Source organism: Parachlamydia acanthamoebae, assembly GCF_000875975.1.
Taxonomy (GTDB): Bacteria; Chlamydiota; Chlamydiia; order Chlamydiales; family Parachlamydiaceae; genus Parachlamydia; species Parachlamydia acanthamoebae.
This window is the reverse complement of the sequence record NZ_BAWW01000005.1, coordinates 201,173-224,319: the sequence shown is the minus strand read 5'-3', so window position 1 is coordinate 224,319 and position 23,147 is coordinate 201,173. Positions and strand designations below refer to the sequence as shown.

The following is a 23,147-nucleotide window of genomic DNA, read 5'->3' as shown; positions in this document are numbered from 1 at the left end:
GAAAGCATAATGAAAAAAAAAGAAATAGATTTGATCAGTGACACAGTAACTCAACCCACACCTTCTATGATTTATGCAATGCAGCACGCCATTACAGGAGATGATGTTTACGGAGAAGACCCAACGATTAATGCTCTTGAAAAGAGATCCGCCGAGATTTTAGGTAAAGAAAATGCCTGTTTTCTACCAAGTGGGACTATGGCGAATCTGACCTCTATTTTGGCCCATTGTCCAAGAGGTTATGAAGCATTAGTTGGTGATGAAAGTGATATTTTTTTGTTTGAAGCAGGAGGTGCAAGCGTACTTGGAGGGGTTGCTTATCATCCTGTTAAAACAGAACAAGATGGAACCTTAAGTGTTAAAAATTTAGAAAATTCCCTAAAGGATTTGAGCGATTTCCAATTTGCCAGAACCAGGCTTATCTGTATAGAAAATCCACACAATTTAAGAGGAGGACGGGTTTTACCTTTAAGCTATTTAAAAGATGTTTACAATTTTTCTAAAAAAAATCATTTAAGTATCCATATGGATGGGGCAAGGATTTTTAATGCATCAATTGCTTTGGGTATTTCTGCACTACAAATAGCTTCATTTGCCGATTCTGTGCAATTTTGTTTGTCAAAAAGTCTTGCGGCTCCAGCTGGTTCTGTTGTTGTAGGGTCGGCATCTTTCATCGATGAAGTGCGACGACTTAGAAAAATGCTAGGAGGAGGAATGCGCCAAATTGGCTATCTAGGAGCAGCCGGCTTAGTTGCCTTAGAAGAAATGATTCCTAGGCTTTCAGAAGATCATAAGCTTGCTAAGCAGTTAGCTGCTGGATTAACTAAGATAAAGGGGATACACTGTGATCTAAATGAAGTAGAGACTAACATGGTCTACTTTGAATTAAAAGAAACCGAAAAAACGAATCATGAGTTTTTAGCTGAGCTAAAACAACATTCAATAAGGATGAGCTGCCTCGGTGGGAGAATTAGAGCTGCTATACATTATCATATATCACAGGATGATGTGGAAATAATCCTAGAGACCATAAAAAAAATGACTCTGTAACGAATAGTTGTTTACATGCTAGTCCAACTCAATCGTAATGAAGTGCAAATTTGGATCGTAAATCTAGATAAAATTCTAGAGCCAAATATTTACTATAACCTACTTGATGAACAGGAAAAATTTAGAGCCAGCCAGTTTGCTTTTGATTATTTGAAAAAACAGTACGTGGTTACCCGAGGGATCTTGCGTAGATTGCTTACCCAGTACTTGAGTATAAAAAATGATCAAATCTATTTTCGTTATGGAAGCTGGGGAAAGCCTTACATAGATAATGGTGAAAGTTTGCAATTCAACCTTTCTCATTCAGGAAATATGGTTGTTTATGGATTTGCAAAGTTGATGGAAATTGGAATAGATATTGAATTAATAAAAGAGAATTTCATCTGTGCAGAGGTTGAAGAGTATATATTTTCTAATTTGGAGAAAAAAACTTATACGACCATAAAAAGCTCTTCTAAAAAAAGAGCTTTTTATAATGCATGGGCATGTAAAGAAGCTATTTTGAAGGCATTGGGAACTGGTTTCTATATATCCCCAAATGAGGTTGAAATTCCTTTTAATCCTTTAGAATATCCTAAATTTGTAAATATTAAAGATAACCAATTTTGTATACATAAAGTAGATATTGGATACAAAGAATATGTGGGAGCGGTTGCCATAGCCTCGCCTTCTTTTAACATAAAAATGTACGAATATGATGAAAAACAGCACCTTAGTTATTGATTTTTTGAATATGCAAAAATGCAGAGCCTTTTAAATTTGATAGAGAAACTTCAGCAATACATTTTAAATGTACATAATCCAATATGAATGAACCTTCTAAATGCATAGAATCAGAAGAATCTGCAACCGCATTATCTATTCTTACTCTCACAGATGTTCCGCCTTTAGTATTGGGGAAGTTAAAATAAACAAATCCTTTGTTAATGGAATTTTGAAAATCAATTGGTGATTTTTCAAGAATACACACGACTTGTTTCCTCTCACAAAGAAATTCAACTGTAGGGCTTGAAAATTTTTTAGTACTATTTTCTTTGTTCAGATCTCCAGTTATCTTTAAGCGATGTGCAGCGATTTTTTCTCCATTTTCTTCCAACCATTTTCTTACAGAAAGTGGTCTCATATCAACCCATGTGTTACTAATAAAATCGAGGCATTCTTGTTTTGTACCTTGCTTCCCTACATTATTCCAACCTTGGGGCACTTCTTTATAAGTTGGCCATATGGAATACTGCTCTTCACTATTCATAACCACTTGATAAGTTATGTCCATTTCATTGATGCTCATATCATTCTCCTATTTAAGTTGTAAGAAGGCTAAAAAAGCTATTTTCATTCTTTTCTTTGAGACTTTCCAAAATATTCCGAGAAATTTCTCTTATCCGATGATCCGCATCGCCTTGAAAAGGTAAATAGAAAAAGAGTGTTCTTTTACCCGCCAAAGGGGTTATTGCATTTTTTATGCTGGATAACTGATGAGGATGCTTTTTTTCTTGAAAAATTCTTTGACATGCTTCAAAGCGCGTATAAGCATCTTTTGATGCGCATAATTCAATGGCTTCTTTTAAGCTAATTGAACCTAACGGTCTTGTTTCTAAGAAAGGTAAATCCTTATATGTGGCAAATAATTTGGAGCAAGTTCTTCTATATTTAGCGAATTTATTTTGGGGTGCTAAAAGTGTGGCTTTAGCAAAGCAAGTATAAGCTTTAGTTATTTTTCCTTTATGTTGAAGGATTAAACCTTTCCAAAAATATGCTTCAGAGCAGTTGGAATTGCAAAAAATTGCACAATCAAAAAAAAACTTTGCTTTATGAAATAATCTTTTTGGCTTATATAGGATGCTATTTGTTGGATGAAACTGATGAAATTTGATTTCATAGGCTTCGATATTCGAAGAATAACTATAATCTGGATCTTCTTTTTTTTGAAAATAGCATTTTCCTATCCAGAGATTTAAAATAGCCATTTTAAGTCGGTCTGTTTCAGATTGCTTCAAAGATAGAAAAAAGGCTATTGCTTCATCGTATCTGTAAGAATCATAGTAATGAATTCCATTTTTAAGCATTTCATGAGAAATCATTTTTGCCTCCTGAATTCTGCCAGTATTAATTTTTTTCTTTTGAAGAAAATCAAAGGAACTAAGCAATACTCAAATAATTTTATCAAAAAAATCCATTTATATAGTTTTTGCCTTTTAATCTTTTTTAAGGCCGCATCATAGGTGAGTTCTCCACGCACAATGAGGCTATATTCATTCTTCCAAATATTGGGAAATAATTTTTCGAGTACTCTTGAAACTTTGGCTTTAGCTTCATACCAAGCGGTGTCTGCTTGATCTCTTAATTCAAAAAAATGTTGAGTGCTTAAATGTTGCAAAGCATCGGCACTTTTTTTTTGAGTCTCATTGTAATGAATAAATGCATCTGGATGGAGGCAAAAGTCGTATTTTTTTAAAGATGCTGTCAAGGCTAAGCAATCTTCTAATGCCGCATTCATTCCTTGACCATAGAATGGAAAAACAGCGTGGCACGCATCGCCAACTAAAACGACTTTTTCTCTGTAATGAAATTTTGATATTTCGATGTTAATTAATCCACAAATTTTGGCTTGATTAAAAGAATTCAATAAATAGGAAAAATCTTTAAAAGAAGGAAAAAGGCTTTTAAAAGTGTTTAATACGTAGCTGTTGGAAAATTCTCCCTGCAGGTCCATATTCTTATTAAATTTCGTACAAAAAATACAGGCCACACTGCCATCAAGATTTGGCAAACCAAATAGAATGCCATCTTTCCTAGGCCATACATGGAGCCCATTTAAAGAAAGATTTAAGCTCTTCGCTTCTGAAGGAGAAAAGACTAGTTTTTTATAGACCCAATCAAAATAGTGAATTTTAGTATCGATTAAATGTCCTTGTGTTATGTATCGACGAACAACCGAGAATGCTCCATCGGCGCCAATAATGATGTCACCTTTCAATGTTTCTAAGGTGTTAGAATGCCTAATCGTTACCGTGGTATCATTTTTATTTAAATCTGTTACGCACGAGTTGTGTCGAACAGCCAAATTCTTAGCGTTTACAGTCTTATTTTTAAGAATTTGTAATAGGTCTGACCTTCGAATTGATCTGGGATGATCTAAAGAATCTGAGCCATATTTTTGGTAAATAGTTTGTTTTTGATGATGAATAACCCGGTGTGTTAATTCAATACTATTTTCAAGAACTTGTTGGCGAATTCCTAATTTTTCTAGCAGGATAAGACCTCTATTTGTCACAGTAAAATTTGCTGAGCGTTCGTCTTCTTGATTCTGGAGGTGTTCAGAATCTTTTTCTAGTAGAGTAACATTAATGCCATGTTGAGCAAGAATTAAACTGAGGGAAAGGCCACTAATTCCCCCCCCTACAATGATGGCTTGATTTAAATTTGGAATATCTTTCATGTTTTATACCATGGCAGCAGCAATTTTTCTGGTACCTTGGAAAGGTTCTCTCCCATGTGTTGTTAAAACATTATCTAAAAATAAAACGTCTCCTTTTTGCCACTGAAATGAAAACAGATGTTTATTATAAGCTTTGTTAATTAACTGCAAAACCTCTGGTTCAATTTCTTCTCCATTGCCATAAACCGCATTTCTGGGAAATTCATGTGGTTTTAAAATATTTGCTAATGAAGATCTTTCGTTTTCGTCTAAATTGCTTGGATGAAATAAATGAGCTTGATTAAACCAAACTTTTTCCTTTGTTGTGGGATGGCTAAAAGTGGATTGACAAGTTTGTTTTGTTGTTAATTCAGGTCCGCTTGAGCTCCAGGAGTACTTAATTTGATTTTCGTCACAATACTTTTCAACTTGCTTTTTGTCATCCGTTTGAAATACCTCTTGCCAGCTTAAATCTATGCCGTAAGTGTAATTTCTAATGTACATTACTTTTAAACGTTCAAATTTTTCTATAATATCGGAAGGGAGCTCTTGCAATATCATTCGGCTATCGGTTAAAGGCGTTCTTCCTCCTACAGGCGAAGGAATAGAGCAATAAAAAATAATATATGCAGGCCAGGCATTTGAATAGGAGTTCTCATTATGCTGAGGAATTGTTTTATGCGCAGGGTATTCGGTTGTTGTATAAATTTTTTTCCCTAGTTCTTTTCTTGGAGTTGAGCGATAGATATAATTCAATCTTTTTGGATAGATGAGGTCTAATGCATCGTCGAAGGCCGACATTGAATCAAAGGGAAAACCTCTTAATAGGATTCCTCCAGAATTTGTCATTTCCTGAATTAAGCTACTTTTCATGCCGCTAATCCATTCTTTGAGGCAGGTAGATTTTGAGCCGTGATAAATTTTAATTCGTTTCCATTCTTCATGTACAAAATTTGATGAAGTCATGTTTGTTTGCATTTCGCCTCCTATCCGATGTCATTGCAATTTTTATTTGATTTTAATAGACTAAACGAAAGCTTCTTCGTACAAATCATGATTAATCTTGATACAAGTTAAAGGCTTAATTTCTTTCATAAACCACTGCATTTGGTTTGTCTCAAAGTGCTTGTCAAAATGTTGTTTGGATTTATATACACTCCTTATAAGCAGAATATTAGGCTGATTTTCATCCACCAAAACCTGATAGTCTATGCATCCCGCTACCTGGAAGCTTTCTGCTTTGACTTGATTTAGGGCTTGGATTAGCTGTTTTTTTTTATCAGGAATGATTTGAACAACCGCAAGACAGGTAATATTTTTTTCTGTTTTCATGAATTTATTCCTCTAAATTTTTATGAATCTCTTGACATATTTTTTCATTCGTCCTAATAATGTCAAGAAATTTATAGGAATCAAAGATAATTTGAAAGGATATTGAGATGCTTATTAGCTATGAGAGCGATGAGATGTTGCATAAGATTACAGGATCTATTTTTATCGGTTATGCTGTTTTAACAGCCCATAAAATAGGATTATTCCATTTACTTGAAAAAGAATCTCTGCCTATTGAAGAAATAGCTCAACGGCTAAACATTGAATTGAGACCAGCACAAGCCGTTTTATCTGCCGCGGGAGCTTTCAATCTTGTTAGCTGTAATCATGGATATTACACTTTGAGTAGTATTGGAAGGCTATATTTAAGTCAAAATAGTCCTAGTTATTTCGGGGATGTTTTTGATCTCTATAATGATCAAAGTGATCAATTCACCTTAAAAGCCATCGAAATGGCTGTCAAAACAAATAAGCCACAAGTTTATTTAGGTGAACATTTATTTGAATCTAATAAAAAAGAAGAGCATGGTAGAAGTTTTACAAATTCCATGCATCGTAAAAGTTACAATTCTGCCCATTCATGGCCGCAATACCTCAAAACGACAGAGCAAGATGTATTGATCGATATTGGTTGTGGATCTGGTGTACATGCAATTTCGGTTTGCCAAGCCCATCCTATTAAAGCTATTTTATGTGATTTCAAAGAAATCTTAATTTATGCTTTAGAGAATCTAAAAAAAAATAAGTTAGAAGATCGCATTATAGGTTATCCCATAAATATGTGGGAGGACCCCTTTCCCGAAGGATCTATCCACTTTTATTCAGACATTTTTCACGATTGGAATCCTGAAAAATGTCTATTTCTTGCAAAGAAAAGTTATGAGTCTCTGAAGAAAGGCGGTCGCATCATTCTTAATGAAATGCTTTTTAACGATGACAAGACAGGTCCGGAGCTTACAGCAGCTTATAACATAAAAATGCTTTATTGGACAGAGGGGCAGCAATTTAGCAAGCTTGAAATTGTTGAACTGCTAAAAACAGCTGGTTTTGGTGAAATTGAGGTAGTCAACTATTTTGGAAATTGGTCTTTAATTATAGGTGCAAAATGCAGTTAGCTTCAAATTTATCCATTCTGACATCTACCAGCTGCCACGATTTTCCAGAAGAAGAAACAATTAACTTGTTAATTGAAAAGCAAGTTTCCCAATCTCCAAATAATATAGCAATACATCACTCGGGCCAATCAAAAACTTTTCAGGAAATAAATGACCTTAGCAATTGTTTTGCTCGCTTTTTAATTGACAAACGAGATGTTGGAAAGGGTGATAGAATCGTTATCTGCCTAGAGAAAAGCCCTTTTTTAGTCATATCAACACTATCTATTTTTAAATCCCGTGCGATATTTGTTCCTGTAGATCCTAATTGGCCAAAAGCTCGTATCAATATGCTTTTAGAGGATATTTCACCAAAGCTTGTCATTACAAGCAAAAATTATAATGCGCTATTCTCCCATACTACCCCCATTTTTTTTGTAGAAGATATCCAAGTAAATAGTACTAGTTATATGCCTCAAAATTTGAATTTAGAACAATCAAGGCACGATCTTGCTTATTTGATTTATAGCTCAGGAACTACTGGAAAGCCTAAGGGAGTTTTAGGTGAATATCTAAACATTCTGGCTCGTTTTACATGGTCTTGGAAAGATTTTCCTTTTCAATTTAACGAGGTATGTGTGTTCGCTGCTGCTTTAGGGACCATCGAATCATTATGGGCAATGTTTGGACCACTTGCCAAAGGAATTCCTTTAGTCATCCCCGAGGAAAATGATCTGAAAGATTGTGTGAGTTTTGTAAAGTTATTGAACTTTTACAAAGTATCACGCATTGAATTAGTGCCTTCTTATCTGAAGTTGTTGCTTTTCCAATACCCAAATTTGCTAGCGCTATTGCCTAACTTAAATTTATGGGATTTAAGTGGAGAAATTTTAGATCGAGAAACAGCTTTTAAGTTTTTCTCTTCGGGTGGTTTTAAAAGCAATGTTCGATTAATTAATCGAATGGGTGCTTCGGAAGCTTCATCATTTCTTTTTCACGAAGTTTTAGAAAACCATTTAACAGATCAAAAAATTCCTGTTGGAAAACCTTGTCCCAATACAACAATTTATATTTTAGACGATAATTTAAACCCTGTCGAGAAAGGATGTATAGGTGAGCTTTGTATTACAGGCCCCCGCCTTGTAAGGGGGTACTTTAACGATGAAAATTTAACATCCTGCAAATTTGTAAAAAATCCGTTTGAAAGCTCTTATCAATATTCAAGCAAGCTATATAAAACCGGAGATTTGGTCAAACTGAACCAGGAAGGATTAGTCGAATATGTAGGTCGTAAAGATTTTCAAATCAAAATACATGGTTTTAGAGTCAATTTAAATGAGATTGAAGATTTTCTTAAAGAACATTCGCGGGTGCTAGATGCCATTGTGTTGCCTTTAGAAGAAAAGCTATCTGCATTTGTTATCATAGATGCAAATTCAAAAGATTTTGAGCAGGAATCTCTTGCATTGCGGAAATACTTAATTAAAAAACTCCCTTTATTTGCTGTTCCTGGTGAATTTATTTTTTTGGAAAAATTTCCTGTTAGTCAATCGGGAAAATTAGATCGCTCAGCTCTACGTAATGAACTTTATAATCCTGTCGTTCCCCGAGAAAATTATTCTCCTCCAGAAACTGAAATTCAAAAAAAGCTTTGTTTAATTTGGGAACAGGTTTTAGGCTACAACCAAATTGGTATCGATGATGCATTTATCCATTTAGACGGAAATTCGATTAAATGCGTAAAGATTTTAATGTCCGTTAACTCTCTATATTCTGTGCAATTAAAGTTTTCTGAATTTTTTGTGTTACAAACTATTCGAAAATTGTCTGAACTAATAGCAGAAAGAAAAACCTTAGAGCAATATGAAATTATAAAAGCGGATCTAAAGTATTCATCAAACACTATTCCTTTATCATCAGGCCAAAAACAATTAGTTTTTCTTGAGGAAGTGCAAGCAGCACCCGGTTTGTATAATCTTTTTTCCGCATTTGAAATTGAAGGCATTTTTAAAATTAATCTTTTTGAAGAGTCTCTCAGATCAGTTCTGGAAGAACAATTTTTTCTTAGAGCGAAACTGGTAAAAAGTAAAAATGAATATTTTTTTGAAATCCAGCCTGTGGATAAAATTTTTCCTGATTTGGGAATACAGTCAGTAGCTAGTCGAGATGAAATTAATCAGGCTGCTCTTCAACCATTTGAATTATATAAGGGCCCATTATTCAGAACACAGCTTTTCAGTGTGAATGGAGCTCTATTTCTTCTCTTTACTGTGCACCACTTAATTGCTGACGAATGGTCTTTACAAATTTTATATAAAAATTTGAGCCAACATTATGGTTCCTTAAAGCTTTTAAATAATTGTGAAGAAAAAATTAAAAATTTGTACAGTGATAGTATAGACAGAGCTGAAGGAGATCTTAACTTTTGGAAAAAATACCTTAAAGACGCCTCTTCCTCTATATCTTTACCCTATGACTATCTCCGACCAGAAAAACTATCATATCTAGGGAATCAATGCCGTATTGAACTTCCTAAAGGGCTAAGTGCGAAGATCTATTCTTTCTTGCAAAGAGAAAAAGGAACATTATTTTCTACTATGTTGGCTGCTGTACAGGTATTTTTACATAAGTGGACAGGACAAAATGATCTCAATATCGGTATTCCTTCCACATTAAGGAGTAATAAAGAGTTTGATGAGATTGTTGGTTACTTTGTCAATGCTCTTCCAGTTCGCTCTGTTTACAAACCTTTGCAATCTTTCAAAGATACTTATAATGAATATAGAAAGTTGTTTTATGAATTGAAGAACAATCATGGAGTTAGTTTTGATTCGATTGTTAGAGCAATTTCTAAAACAAACCAACTGAATATGAATCCTATTTTTCAAGTTTGGTTTTCAGTTGAAGAAGCCGAGGATAGGGTGGAACTAGAGTTTGACGGAATTTTAACCAAACGCTACGAAATTAAAAACCCTTATTCTAAATTTGATCTTTCTTTCTTGGTGAAATCCGCTAAAGGCAACTTGTCTATTGAGATTGAATATTCTTCTGAACTATTTGAGGAAACTACAATAACAGGCTTGCTAGAACGATTACAAATATTCCTTGACCACTTATTTTCAAATAATAGTGTGATGCTAGCTGATGTAAAACTTTTGCAAGAGGAAGAAGAGAAAGAATTTGTTGGGCAGATGACTCATATTTCTTCGGAAACCATAAAAGCTGTTGAAACAATGGTTAAAAATATAACAAAACTATCTTCCGATAAGATTGCGGTAATAGATCAAAATGGTAATTATACATATAGTTATTTAAACAAACGTTCTGATGAACTTGCGGCTTATTTTTTTAAATCTTTTCCTCTTCAATCAGTCATTGCCGTCTCTTTATCCCCATCCATTTTTTTTATAGAGTTAATCCTCGGACTTATGAAAGCAGGGATGTGTTTTTTACCTATTGATACGAGCATCCCCAAAGTTAGAACCAATTTAATGATACGTCAATCAAAAGCTCTTGCTTTGATTAGCCACACGCCGGGGGAAATGGAGGAATGTTTCATTTTAACTCAAAAAGCGATTGAATCTTCATTAAAGAGCAATGACCATGTAGATTTTTTGGAAATACCGAACTCTTTTAAGGCTTATACGATTTTCACTTCTGGATCTACAGGAGAGCCAAAAGGCGTGGTTTTGACTCGCGGCAATCTAGCAAATGCTCTTATTCATTTAAACAAGACTCTTGGAGTAAATGCTAATTCTTCTTTTTTACTCAATACAATGGTTTCATTTGATATTTTTCTTTTAGAAATGCTTTCTCCCTTAATCGCGGGAGGAACTGTGGTGATTCCGGATAACAAAGAGCATAAGGACGGGGAATTTATAAATGAGTTAATTAATGATTTTCAAATTAATTATTTACAAGCTACTCCTAGCAATTGGAGACTTTTATTGGAGAGTGGTTTTACTGAAAATGTAGGTTTGAATTTGCTCTGTGGAGGAGAAAAACTTGATCAGAGTCTAGCAAACAAGTTAGTTAAGATGGGAAAAAGTTTCTGGAATATGTATGGACCTACTGAAACTACAATCTGGTCATCTTGCAAAAGAATACAAGAAAATGAGTCTATCTCAGCAGGAATCCCCATAGGAAATACAAGTATACTTGTTTTAGACTCATTTGGACAGATACAACCACCAGGGTCTATTGGAGAAATTGTAATTGGAGGGAACAGCGTTGGAGAAGGCTATCTTTATAATCCCAGCCTAAGCGCGGAAAAGTTTGTTTGTAATCCTTTTCCTCTATCTGAAAGCTTCGTCGTTGTTTATAAGACGGGTGACAAAGGATTTATCAACAAAAATAAAGAGATCGTTTGTTTAGGAAGAGAAGATAGACAAGTTAAAATACACGGTCATAGGATTGAGCTGGACGAGATCGAAAATGTTATCCGACAATGTGAGTATGTTCATTATGCTCATGTTTCGACTTATATTGATTTTGGAGGCTTTCAAGAAGTTATTGCTTATATCGAACCCAATAAGCCTTTAAATTTTACTGTAGAAGCGCTCGAAGTAAAACTAAAAGACTTATTGTTAAGTACTTTGCCAAAATACATGAGTCCTAACAGGTTGATTATTTTAGAAAAATTCCCCTTAACCCCTAATAAAAAAATTGATTTCTCCAAACTACCTTTACCGAATGAACTATTAGAAAAAAAAGAACAATCTCTGCCTCCTAAGACAGAATTTGAAAAAAAAATTGCCCAAATGTGGTCTGAAGTGTTGGGACAAGAGGAAATTAGTCCAAAAGATAACTTTTTTAACATTGGAGGGCATTCTCTAAATGCTATCAGGCTAAGAAATTTGTTGGCTGAGAAATTAAATATCGAATTACCAGCAGGTATTTTATTTCAATATCCAACAATAGAATCCTTTCAAGATTATATTCAAAATAAATACTTTAAGGTCTATTTGCCATTTTCTTGTGAATATAAGGGAGAGCTATCAGAAGAACAAAAAGGGATGTTGTTTATGCAAAAGCTATATCCCCATTTGCCTATTTATAACATTTCTTTTCCTTTTATTGTAAAGAATATGGACAAAGGAATTGCTAAAGAAGCGTTTAAAGAAATGTTAAAGAAACACGACTCTTTAAATTCCGTGCTTGAAGAACATTCTAATGGTACGTTCTTGAAGCCTTACAATGGACCGCTACCATATAAAGAATCCATATCTGTAAATGTTGAGGAGCTATCTTTTCAGGAGGCATCTCGTTTATTTGATTTAACAACTGAGCCCCCAATAAGATTGCTGCAGAGCCAAATTGATCAAAATACATATTTGCTACAATATACTTTTCATCATGTTGGGATAGATAGGAGGTCATTTTATATTTTTTTTAAAGAATTAAATGAGTTTTTAAGTACTGGCATTAGCAAAGCTAAACAATTTTTTCAATATGCTGATTATGTTAAATGGCAAAGAAGCCAAGCTTGGCACGATAAGCAAGAAGCCGGTTTAAATTTTTGGAAAGAATATTTAGAAAGTACAACAGATCTTCTCAAACTACCCTTGGACAAACAAAGACCTCAAAATCCTTCTCTTAAAATGTCTATCTGCTCCATTTTGCTAGATGCCTCTATTTCTTCAACAGTCGAGCGTTTTGCTACGAATGCAAAATCAACACCTTTTTTGGTATTTTTAAGTTTATTTTTTTCGAGTTTATATCGGCATACTTATCAAAATGATATTGTGGCAGGCACTCCTGTATCAATGAGACATAGACGAGAGTTTGAAGATATTCTTGGCTGTTTTGTCAACGTCATTCCATTGCGAATGCATTTTAATTTGAAGACTTCATTTTTAGATGTTTTTGAAAATTTCAAAGCCTCATTTCCAGATCTTTTAGAGCATGCGCAAGTGCCCTTATCACATATAATCAGAAATATGAATGGGAATAATAATTCCACTATTCATCCTCTTTTTCAGGTTATGTTTGTGTTTGAAGAAAGACAAAATATTAATTTAAAGATCGGGAATGCTTCTTTTATTCCTCTAGCATGCCATACAAATTTTTCCGCATTTGATCTTATCTTTATTATAAAAGAAAAAACTTCAGGATATGGCCTTGAAATACATTATGCACAAGATTTGTTTGAAGAAAAAACCGTTATAGATTTACTTCATCGCACTGAGTTTCTATTTAATCAGTTAATTAAAAATCCAGCAAATCCCATATGTTTTAGTTGTCTTCTTAAAGAAGATGAAAAGAAAAAACTATTGCTAACAATGAACAATAATTCTGTTCCATATCCTAAAAAATATATCCATGCTTTCTTTGAAGAAAATGTGCGTTTACAGCCAGATGCTATTGCTCTAGTTTATGAAGATAAATCGATTACTTACCACATGCTTAATGTACGATCTAATCAATTAGCGTATCGTCTTATAAAAAAAGGGGTTACGTTAGAAACATTTGTTGGAATATGTATGGAGAGATCCATAGAGCAGATAATCGCTCTTTTAGCAGTACTTAAAGCTGGTGGATGTTTCATTCCTTTGGATCCAAGCTTTCCCAAAGAACGTATTGACTATATTATAGAAGAAACCAATCTTGAGCTTATTATTGATTCTAATTTTTACGAAACTGAATTTGAAACGATCGACTTGGAAAAAGAAAGTAATGTTGATTTCCCAATTTCAGAAAGAAATCTTGCATATGTGATTTACACCTCTGGATCCACAGGAAAGCCTAAAGGTGTTTTAATTGAGCATGTTGGATTATGCAATCTTGTTGGATCAGTTACCAAAGCTGAAAATTTAAAAATTCGGCCAGGTACTCGTATTCTTCAATTAGCTTCCACAACCTTTGATGCTTCCATTTGGGACTGGATTGGAGCTTTGTCGCTCGGGGCAACTCTTATTATGAGAGAAAAAAGTTATCTTGTTCCTGGAAATATACTTGCTGATACTTTGAATGAATTCAAAATTAACAATTTTAATATTCCCGCTGGAGCTTTGGAGCTATTACCAAAGCAAGAAATCCCCAGTGTACAAGTTATGATGGTAATTGGAGATGTATGCTCCAAAAAAACAGTTGAATATTGGTCGGAAAAATGTCTCTTATATAATGGCTATGGTCCTACAGAATGCACAATCGGCTGTACGATGAAACGGATGCATTCGCATCAATCTCATACTGATATAGGAAAAGCTTTACCAAACATTCAAACTTATATTTTAGATTCACTTGGAGAGCTTGTTCCAGAGGGAGTGATAGGAGAACTTCACATAGGAGGGGATTGCTTAGCTCGAGGGTACCTAAAAGACGCTAGTTTAACGAGTGAACAATTTGTTATTCATGCTTTTTCAAATGATAAAACTAATGCTCCTAGGTTATATAAAACAGGTGATCTGGTGCGTTACCACCATGGAAGCATTGAATTTATTGGAAGAGCAGATAACCAATATAAAATTCGAGGTTTTCGAGTTGATACAAGTGAGATTATTTCTATTTTAAGTGAACAACCTTTAGTTGAAAAAGCGATGATAAGGTTATTTGAAAAAGCAGAAAATCAGAAAATTTTATATGCTTATGTTGTCCTTAATGCATCATTTGGTAAGCATAAAGATATTTTGCATACTCTTAAATTGATTTTGAAAAAAACACTTCCGGCTTTTATGATACCGCAAGATGTTCTTTCCATTGATAAAATACCTCTAACAAAAAATGGAAAGATAGACTATGGCAAATTACCCTTACCAGTCAGCCAGCCTCAGCAAGAATTTCAAGAGGAAGATCCAATTTTAAATGAAATTACATCCCTATTTAAAGAGGTATTAGGGTCAAATGCAATTTCATATGATAGTGACTTTTTTGATAATGGAGGCCATTCCTTACTAGCAGGTCAACTGCTTTTTCAGCTTAATGAACGTTTTAAAGTAAATCTATTATTGAAAGACTTGTTTGATGCCTCAACAGCAAGATCAATAGGCAATTTAATAAAAAAACATCAGAATCAAGATCGTTTAACTTCACATCCAATCAAAAAAGTTCTAGATGACACTGTGGATTTAACAAGTGCTCAAAATCGATTATGGATTTTGGAAGTATTATTTGAACAACGAGGGGTTTACAATGTGCCTTTAGCATTTGAAGTATCAAATGCATTAAATATTTCCGCTTTAGAATTATCCTTAGCAAAGGTGATTGAGCGTCATGAAAATTTTAGAGTGAGGATATTTTCTGAGGATGGCTCTCCAAGACAAGAAATTCTTCATTCTCAGTATTGCAAACTTCAAGTTCAAAAAATTTGTCTGAAAAAAGGAGAGAATTTAAGAGAAATTTGTCAAAAATTATCGGCAATCCCCTTTGAAATGGAAAACGAAATCTTGATTCGTTGTTTTTTGATTGATGGAATGGATGACAAAATTCTTCTTTTTGTTTTTCATCATATCATTATGGATGGTAAATCAATTAATATTTTTATTAATGATTTAAATGAGTTCTACAACCAAAGTGCTCAACCATTAAAACAATCCATTGTCTACAGAGACTATATTGCTTTTCAAAATCATTACATCGCCGAAGAAAAAAAACTTGAGCTTCAAAATTTTTGGAAAAATTATTTAGATAATTGTGTCCCTATTTTAGAGCTACCTTTGGACTGTCCTAGAGTAAAGCAGCCTTATAGAGCGAATCGACATCAATTTATGCTTGGAAAAGAACAAACCCAAAAAATAAAAAAACTATCCAGCCAATTTAAAATGACCTTAAACATTACTTGTCTATCATTTTTTCAGTTTTTTTTGAATAAAATTACAATGCAAAATGATGTGATTGTAGGGACCCCCTTTACTCTACGTAGGTCAGAGGATTGGAATAAAGTTATGGGTTATTTTATTAATTCTTTACCTATAAGAACTTTTTTTGATCGTATCCAAAATTTTCAGGATTTGATGATAAATGTGAGAGAATCTGTATTGGAAGTTGAGGAGAATAAGGATTTACAATTAGATCAAATTATAAAACTTCTTGAAATCCCTAGATTGCCACATATTACCCCATTGATCCAAGTATGGTATGTCTTTGAAAATCAAGGCGATTATAAAACTTTAGATTTCATGGGTACGACTTTTAGCCATTTTTCAGTCCCTTCTTTGTATGCTAAATTTGATCTCATGCTTATCGTGGAAGAACGCGATAATGAGCTTTCTTTCATTTTTGAATATGCAGAAGAACTGTTTTTAAAAGAGACAATAGAAAAATGGTCTTCACATTTTATTCATCTCTTACGAGATGTGCTTGATTGCCCTTCTAAAAATCTTAAAAATTATGACTTTGAACTACAAGAAATGAGTTTTTTATTATGAATGATCTGGTTACGGCTCTTAAAGATAGTTTACAGCAATTTTCAAAAAAAATTGCTTTAGACGATGGTTACAAGCAGATGACCTTTGAAGAATTGAATGATAAAAGTGAGAGGCTTGCAAAACACATTCAATCAAAAAAACACTCAGGTGATTTTATCGGTATTTATCTTGAAAGGTCATTAGAATTTATTGTGAGCATCTTAGGGGTATTAAAATCTGGAAACGCTTATATTCCTTTGGATGTGCATGATCCGAAAGCAAGAGTGAAGTATATCATAGATAACTCGAAAGCAAAGTATGTGATTACCTCATCGAACAACCAAAATACTTTTTCTTCAATAGAAACCATCTTAATTGATAAAGAGGAGCAGTGGAGTTCTAATACGGAACTTGAAAGTTCAAATTCAAGCGAATTTGCCTATTGCATTTATACTTCAGGTTCTACTGGTAATCCAAAAGGCGTTTTAATAAAAAAGCAATCTTTATATAGTTATTTGAATTGGTGTTTATCAACTTATTTTACGGGCTTGAATGAGGGAACAGTTCTCCATTCTTCTTTATCTTATGATATGTCGGTTACAAGTATATTTTGTCCCATTTTGCTAGGGCAAAAAATAACTATCATACCCGATGAAAATCCCATTTTATCTTTATTAAATATTTTAAAAAGTGGTAAAAAATTTAACTTTTTAAAGCTTACCCCGTCTCATTTGAAAATTATTAAAGAAGAGCTTGATGAAAGATCTCTTAAAGACAAAGTTAATAATCTTATTATAGGGGGAGAGCCGCTTTTTTATGAAGACGTAGTTTTTTGGAAAGATGTTTCCGAAAGTATGCGAATTTTTAATGAATATGGTCCTACAGAAGCCACAGTAGGGTGCTCTGTTTTTGAAATTTTTGAAATTGAAAATGGACCTGTTCCTATTGGGCTTCCAATACCGAATACACATTTATTTATCTTGAATGAAAGCTTTGAACCTGTACCATTAGGAGTCGCTGGCGAATTGTTTATTGCAGGAGAATGTTTGGCACATGGGTATCTTGAAGACAGTTCGCAAACTAACGCAAAATTTCTGAATAAAACAATTTTAAAACTTAACAAAACATATAGGCTTTACAAGACAGGAGATTTAGTCAAACTTTTGCCTGGCAAAAAGTTAATTTATATAGGGCGTAAAGATGAGCAAGTAAAAATCAGCGGATATCGTGTAGAACTTGGTGAAATTTCTCATGCGCTCAAGCTCCATGGAGATATCAAAGATGCATATGTTTGTTTTGATAAAACTCATCAATCTTTAATTGCTTATTTTACCGCGAAAGATTTCACGCCTTCAGAGGATGAACTTTTAGAATTCCTTCGTGATCAATTACCCAGATACATGATCCCGAAAAAATTTGTTAGTTTAGAGCATTTTCCACTGACGAAGAACGGAAAAATTGATATCCAATCCCTTCCAAATCCTATTAAAAAAGCCCAACCTCTGATAATAGACTTAACAAGCTTTCAAAAAAAATTATGCGAAATCTGGCAAAGTGTACTTTGCAAAAGCAATATTTCTATTAAAGATAATTTTTTTGAATTAGGAGGGGATTCAATTAGTTGCATTCATTTAATTGGGAAGGCAAAGCAGCATGGTATCCATATCCAATTAAAGGATATTTTTGAATATCCTACAATTGAAGATTTAGAACCTCATTGTCAAATAGTTGATAAAGCTATTGAAAGTACTGTCAGGATCGAAAAAAAACAGTTAGAATATCCATTATCCCCTATTCAAAGATGGTTTTTTGAACAAGAATTTGTCGATCAAGATCATTATAATCAAAGTGGAATTATTAAGGCAGATAAAGGAAGGGATTATGAAGCTGCGGTCAAAAGCCTGTTATCCAGACATTCAGTGTTTTTTTTAAATTTTAAACATAAAAATGAAACCTGGGTTCAAGTTGAAAATGCGTCTTTGCAAATAGACATAGGAAAGCGAACTCTCGAAATAAATGAAAATGAAATTGAACAGATACGTTTGATAGGTAACCAAGAGCAAGAATCTTTGAATATAATGGTTGGACCCATTGGCAAAGTTGTTGTTCTTGAAACAGAAAGATCAGTTTATATTCTATTTATTTTTCACCACTTGATTATTGACCTGATCTCATGGGAAATACTTTTTCGAGAATTTGATGACATTCTTAAGGGAAAACAATTAGGTGATTCGAATGGGACAACATATGCAGCATGGATAGATTCTTTACCTAAAAGCAAAAGTTATTTTACGCCAAAAAATTTTCAACCCGCTAACAAAATAATTTCTAAGGTCTTAAAAGAAAATACTGTAAAAATGTTGCAGCAAATAAATATTCATTTGCCTCCATTTCAAGCTGTAGACTTCATTATAACAGCTTTATGTCTAGCATTCAAAGAAAATAATCACTGTTGTATAGCGATTGAAAGTCATGGAAGATCGCAAAGTCCAGCTCATTTGGATATTTCTAGTACCATTGGATGGTTTACGCATATTGAATCAGCATATATTGAGCTTGATCCATCTGATACTTTAAATAAAATTCTTGAAAATATCCATTCAAAACGCCATCAAATAACTTATGACGAAAGATCGCAAGATTTTCATCCAAAAGTTTGCTTCAATTTTCTTGGGAAAACTTCAACAAAGAATTATTCAAATTTTCAATTGATTTCAGATATTTCCCTTAACGATATCAGCAGAAAAAACCATCTCCCATTCCTTTTGAATATTAACTCATGGATTGACGATGGAAAAATTAAATTAAATTGGTTTTATAATGATAATGAAATATTGGATTGTGAGGTAATTAAATTTTCAAATGATTTTGAAATTAACTTAAACAATTTAATTGAAAAATTTTCTGCTCATGATCACGAGAAGAGACTTATTCATCTAGCGAGAGAAAATGAATACTCGCTTGGGCCCTTGCAATATGGACTTTTTTATAATGCTATGAAGTCAGCAGATTCTAACCGATACATCATTCAAAGAGTTTTTGAAGTTTCTGCAAACGTCAATATTGAATTTTTAAAAAAAGCTTGGATTCGCGCTATTAGTCATTTTGATATACTAAGAAATGGATTCTCGTGGGAAAAAGAACAGCCATATCAATTTACGTTATATAATTGCAATCTTCCTTGGAATGAGGTTGATCTATCAGATGATAGCGATTTAAATCTTATCTCTGAAAATGAAAAAAAGAAAGGATTTGATTTAGCTAATCCACCTCTAATGCGATTTTTGCTTTGTCACAGTGATAAAATTTATCTAGTCTGGACTCTTCATCATATCATAATAGACGGGTGGTCTTCAGTACTTGTGTTAGATTTTATCGAAAGGACTTACAAAGAGTTCTGTCAAGGAACTGTTACTGATGCTCAACCAATAAAACAATACAAAGATTATGTAAATTTTTTGAATGTTTCAAAAAAAGAACATCTAGAAAGTTTTTGGAATAAATATCTAGATAAATATACCCCCTCATTTATTTCAGAAATCGGGCGGACAATGCCAAAATCTCATATAAGGACATACGAAAATTGGGATGGAGTATTTGATCAAAGTTTAACAAATAGGCTTAAGGCAAAAGCTAAAAGCTATGGGGTAACTCTTAATGCTATTATACAAGCTTCATGGGCCATATTTTTACACAAGCATTTAAATACAAGTGATGTTGCTTTTGGGATTACTTTTTCTGGAAGAATGAGTGAATTGGAAGGAATAGCAGATATCGTAGGTGTTTTGATTAATACTTTGCCATTAAGATTACAAATCGCAAATAAAACATTTAAAAGTCTTTGTAAAGAAGCTCACCTAAGAACAGCACAAATTCAGCTTAATGGGCAGCTTTCTTTAAATGAAATCCATCTTTTTTCTAAGGAGAAATCTCGAGAAGTATTTGATCATATTTTAGTTTTTGAAAATTTTCCTTATCTTTCAGATTCACAAAAACGAATCCTTCAACCATCTAGTCAATACGCATCAATAGTTGAAACAGAATATCCCTTAACTATTGTATTAATGCCTGAAGATAGAATTAAAATTGAAATGAGTTATGATACTCAATTTTTTAGCCAGGCTATGATTGTGAACTTTGCACAACAATGGGAACATATACTCAATTATTTGTGTGAAAATGAAGATTGTGATTTGAAAGAAATTCAATTATCTTGTTCTCTTAAAAAGAAAAAATCTTGGAAAAATTTTAACGATACAAAAACAGATTTTTTGCCAACATTAAATGATCTTTTAAATTTTAGCCCTTTGAATAAACATAAAATTGCTTTGATTGAGGGAAGCCAAAAGTTAAATTTTTTAGATTTTGATTGTTTTACTAATTATATAGCTAAGTTGCTAAAAAATTATAGCAATCAGCATCAGGCGATAGGAATTTTTTTAGATAGGTCTATTTATTTTCCACTCGCAGCTTGGAGCTGTGTTAAAGCGGGCATCCCATTTGTTCCAATAGAAACAAAGTTTCCAAAGGAAAGAATAGACTATATTTTAAAAGATTCATTTTGCAATTTTGTCATAACGAGCAGCTTTTACAAAGATTGCGATTACGCATGTAATTTTCTTAACATTGATGAAGAATTTCAAAATAAGGAGAAATGGGAGTATACGAGGAAAGAAGAATACGAACTCAATGATGAAAATGCCGCATATTTGATCTACACATCTGGATCCTCAGGTCTTCCAAAAGGCGTTGTCATTCCAAGACGAGCTTTAGCTAATTATCTTTTATGGTGCTTTAAACATTATATTGCTGACGTTCAAAACGGTACAGTATTGCACTCTTCGATCGCTTTTGACATGTCAATAACAGCATTATTTTTACCTTTAATTGCAGGTCAACCCCTTCATATATTACCAGAAGGTCTAGAGGTGAATGATCTTATCAGCTTGCTTAGAGATACGGAACCATTTAGCTTTCTCAAATTAACCCCTTCACATTTAAGAGTATTGCATCACGGTGAATCCAGCACAGAAATTTATAGAAAAGTGAAAAACCTCGTTTTGGGGGGCGAGCAACTGCTTTATGAAGATATTAATAGCTATATGAATCAAGAATGCTCTCCTTCTATATTCAATGAATATGGTCCCACAGAAGCAACCGTTGGATGTTGTGTTTTTAAATGTGAAAATCAAAAGCCTTATCTTAAAGGTCCAGTTCCAATAGGGAAACCAATTGCAAACACACAGCTATTTGCCTTAAATGGAGAAGGAAATCTTTGTTCCATTCTTGAAGAAGGGGAGTTGTTTATTGGCGGAGATGGCCTAGCGAGAGGATATACGAATGAAAAACTTACCGATATTTCTTTTATTAGAGATCAGGATCATAGTAGAAGATATCAAACAGGAGATATTGTTCGTCTATCTACCGATATGGATCTTGTTTACATAAGAAGACGTGGAAGGCAGATTAAACTAAATGGATATAGAATAGAATTAGAGGAAATTGAGCACGCAATAAGTTCTCATGGAGATATAAAGGCTGCAGTTGTAGATTTTGATTCCGAACAACATATTTTGACGGCCTATTTTGTTCCAGACCACTTTAGTCCCTCTTTCGAGGAGATTTATGATTATGTGAAAACTAAACTTCCATTGTATATGGTTCCAGGAAGATACATAGAAATACCAAGTATTCCTTTAAATTCTAATGGCAAAGTTGATCTTCAAAAAATAAAACTTTTGGCTGGCCAGTTCAACACAAAAAAAATAAAAAAAATGCCAAATACGCATTTGGAATATGAGATACATGCAATTTGGATGAAAATATTCGATTATGAGGGAATTGGGATTGAGGATAATTTCTTCACTATAGGAGGACACTCCATTTTGGCGGTAAAAATGCTTACCGAAATAAAACAGCGCCTTGATTATTCCGTATCTTTACATGATTTTTTAAAAAATCCAACAATCCAAGCAGTAGCAGCACTAATAGAGCAAGAGGGTAAGGAAGTTAGCTTTCCTATATGGATTAGTTTTTCAAATAAGAACTCCGATTCTGCATTAGTTCTTATTCACCCTGGAGGTGGATTATCATATGCCTACTCACTTTTATCCTCAAAGATTCAGCTTGAGAATATAGATATTTTTGCTATTAATAATCCTTATTTTGGAAAAGATGCTCATTTTCAATCTATAGAAGAAATGGCTCAAGAGTATGTGAACATACTTAAACAGAAATTAACAACAAGGCGTATATATCTAGGAGGGTGGTCTTTTGGTGGAAATGTTGCTTTTGAAATGGCCAGACACATGCAAAGAGAATCATTTTTTCAGATAGAAAATGTTTTTTTATTTGATAGCTATAATCATACTCACGTGATGGACGTATCTCAATTCAGAACAAAAGAAGTAATTTTAAAAAATATTGATTCTTTTCTAAAAGCAAAATCCATTAATTTAGAATCAAAATATGCAGATGATTTAAAAAATGAAATGCTTAGAAATTCAATGTTATCTAGGAAGTTTTATCCTAAATCTTATGAAGGGTCAGTGACTTTATTTAAAGCAAGATCAGATGAAATTGCTCAGGAAGATTTCCCATTTAATGGTTGGGAAGTTGTTTCCGAAAAGTTAAAAGTTGAGCATCTTTCATCATGCCATTCTCAGCTTTTCGACCCAGAAAATGTACTTGAGATTTCCGGGAAAGTATCTACATACTTTTAGCACTCAATTTTTTCACAGCAATCAAAAAAAAATTTCCAGATTGCTGTGAAAAATTTAATTGATATGCAGAAACTTTAAAAAAGAAGGCATGTAGATCAAAAATAACAATATTTTTGTCTAAAAAGAGAACCCAATCTAATCAATGCAAAAGATTTGGTATGGAATCGCTTTTATTGTTCAGATATTG

The 23,147-nt window shown here is 33.4% G+C and carries 10 protein-coding genes; 5 read left to right on the top strand and 5 right to left on the bottom strand.

Going from position 1 to position 23,147, the window contains the following annotated elements; all coding sequences use genetic code 11:
* The first annotated feature begins 9 nt into the window (after positions 1-9).
* Both ltaE and AOM43_RS03360 read left to right on the top strand, forming a co-directional pair.
* Complete coding sequence (gene ltaE, locus AOM43_RS03365; protein ID WP_059359030.1) at positions 10-1,050, top strand: low-specificity L-threonine aldolase; 1,041 nt, start codon at positions 10-12, stop codon at positions 1,048-1,050.
* 42 nt (positions 1,051-1,092) lie between these two features.
* Complete coding sequence (locus AOM43_RS03360) at positions 1,093-1,773, top strand: 4'-phosphopantetheinyl transferase family protein (RefSeq protein ID WP_161792751.1); 681 nt, start codon at positions 1,093-1,095, stop codon at positions 1,771-1,773.
* Here the strand turns inward: AOM43_RS03360 and AOM43_RS12935 are convergent.
* Genes AOM43_RS12935 through AOM43_RS03335 form a run of 5 tightly spaced genes read right to left on the bottom strand, consistent with a single transcriptional unit; the run spans position 1,763 to position 5,800 of the window.
* Positions 1,763-2,338 (bottom strand): MbtH family protein, encoded by a 576-nt coding sequence (locus AOM43_RS12935; RefSeq protein ID WP_079978231.1) that lies wholly within the window; start codon positions 2,336-2,338, stop codon positions 1,763-1,765. The two genes, AOM43_RS03360 and AOM43_RS12935, sit on opposite strands and share 11 nt — an antisense overlap.
* A gap of 13 nt (positions 2,339-2,351) precedes the next feature.
* Complete coding sequence (locus AOM43_RS03350; RefSeq protein WP_059359026.1) at positions 2,352-3,131, bottom strand: tetratricopeptide repeat protein; 780 nt, start codon at positions 3,129-3,131, stop codon at positions 2,352-2,354.
* Entirely contained in the window at positions 3,128-4,489 is a 1,362-nt protein-coding gene (locus tag AOM43_RS03345) for an FAD-dependent oxidoreductase (RefSeq protein ID WP_059359024.1), read from the bottom strand. Before AOM43_RS03345 ends, AOM43_RS03350 begins: the two co-directional genes overlap by 4 nt.
* 3 nt (positions 4,490-4,492) lie before the next feature.
* Positions 4,493-5,446 (bottom strand): TauD/TfdA family dioxygenase, encoded by a 954-nt coding sequence (locus tag AOM43_RS03340; protein WP_059359022.1) that lies wholly within the window; start codon positions 5,444-5,446, stop codon positions 4,493-4,495.
* Positions 5,447-5,494: 48 nt separating this feature from the next.
* Positions 5,495-5,800 (bottom strand): putative quinol monooxygenase, encoded by a 306-nt coding sequence (locus AOM43_RS03335; protein ID WP_059359020.1) that lies wholly within the window; start codon positions 5,798-5,800, stop codon positions 5,495-5,497.
* A 107-nt stretch (positions 5,801-5,907) separates the two neighbouring features.
* Here AOM43_RS03335 and AOM43_RS03330 point away from each other — a divergent pair, with 107 nt between their 5' ends.
* Genes AOM43_RS03330 through AOM43_RS03320 form a run of 3 tightly spaced genes read left to right on the top strand, consistent with a single transcriptional unit; the run spans position 5,908 to position 22,960 of the window.
* Positions 5,908-6,915, top strand: a complete 1,008-nt coding sequence (locus tag AOM43_RS03330; protein ID WP_059359018.1) for a methyltransferase — start codon at positions 5,908-5,910, stop codon at positions 6,913-6,915.
* On the top strand, positions 6,906-16,259 hold the full coding sequence (locus AOM43_RS03325) for a non-ribosomal peptide synthetase (RefSeq protein ID WP_059359016.1): 9,354 nt from the start codon (positions 6,906-6,908) through the stop codon (positions 16,257-16,259). Before AOM43_RS03330 ends, AOM43_RS03325 begins: the two co-directional genes overlap by 10 nt.
* Complete coding sequence (locus AOM43_RS03320) at positions 16,256-22,960, top strand: non-ribosomal peptide synthetase (protein WP_059359013.1); 6,705 nt, start codon at positions 16,256-16,258, stop codon at positions 22,958-22,960. The genes AOM43_RS03325 and AOM43_RS03320 overlap by 4 nt, the downstream gene beginning before the upstream one ends.
* The last annotated feature ends 187 nt before the right edge of the window (positions 22,961-23,147 follow it).

What these genes read in the sequence shown, in the direction of transcription:
- ltaE (WP_059359030.1), top strand. Translation starts at nt 10, where the DNA reads ATGAAAAAAAAAGAAATAGATTTGATCAGTGACACAGTAACTCAACCC.
- AOM43_RS12935 (WP_079978231.1), bottom strand. Translation starts at nt 2,338, where the DNA reads ATGAGCATCAATGAAATGGACATAACTTATCAAGTGGTTATGAATAGT.
- AOM43_RS03350 (WP_059359026.1), bottom strand. Translation starts at nt 3,131, where the DNA reads ATGATTTCTCATGAAATGCTTAAAAATGGAATTCATTACTATGATTCT.
- AOM43_RS03345 (WP_059359024.1), bottom strand. Translation starts at nt 4,489, where the DNA reads ATGAAAGATATTCCAAATTTAAATCAAGCCATCATTGTAGGGGGGGGA.
- AOM43_RS03340 (WP_059359022.1), bottom strand. Translation starts at nt 5,446, where the DNA reads ATGCAAACAAACATGACTTCATCAAATTTTGTACATGAAGAATGGAAA.
- AOM43_RS03335 (WP_059359020.1), bottom strand. Translation starts at nt 5,800, where the DNA reads ATGAAAACAGAAAAAAATATTACCTGTCTTGCGGTTGTTCAAATCATT.
- AOM43_RS03330 (WP_059359018.1), top strand. Translation starts at nt 5,908, where the DNA reads ATGCTTATTAGCTATGAGAGCGATGAGATGTTGCATAAGATTACAGGA.
- AOM43_RS03325 (WP_059359016.1), top strand. Translation starts at nt 6,906, where the DNA reads ATGCAGTTAGCTTCAAATTTATCCATTCTGACATCTACCAGCTGCCAC.
- AOM43_RS03320 (WP_059359013.1), top strand. Translation starts at nt 16,256, where the DNA reads ATGAATGATCTGGTTACGGCTCTTAAAGATAGTTTACAGCAATTTTCA.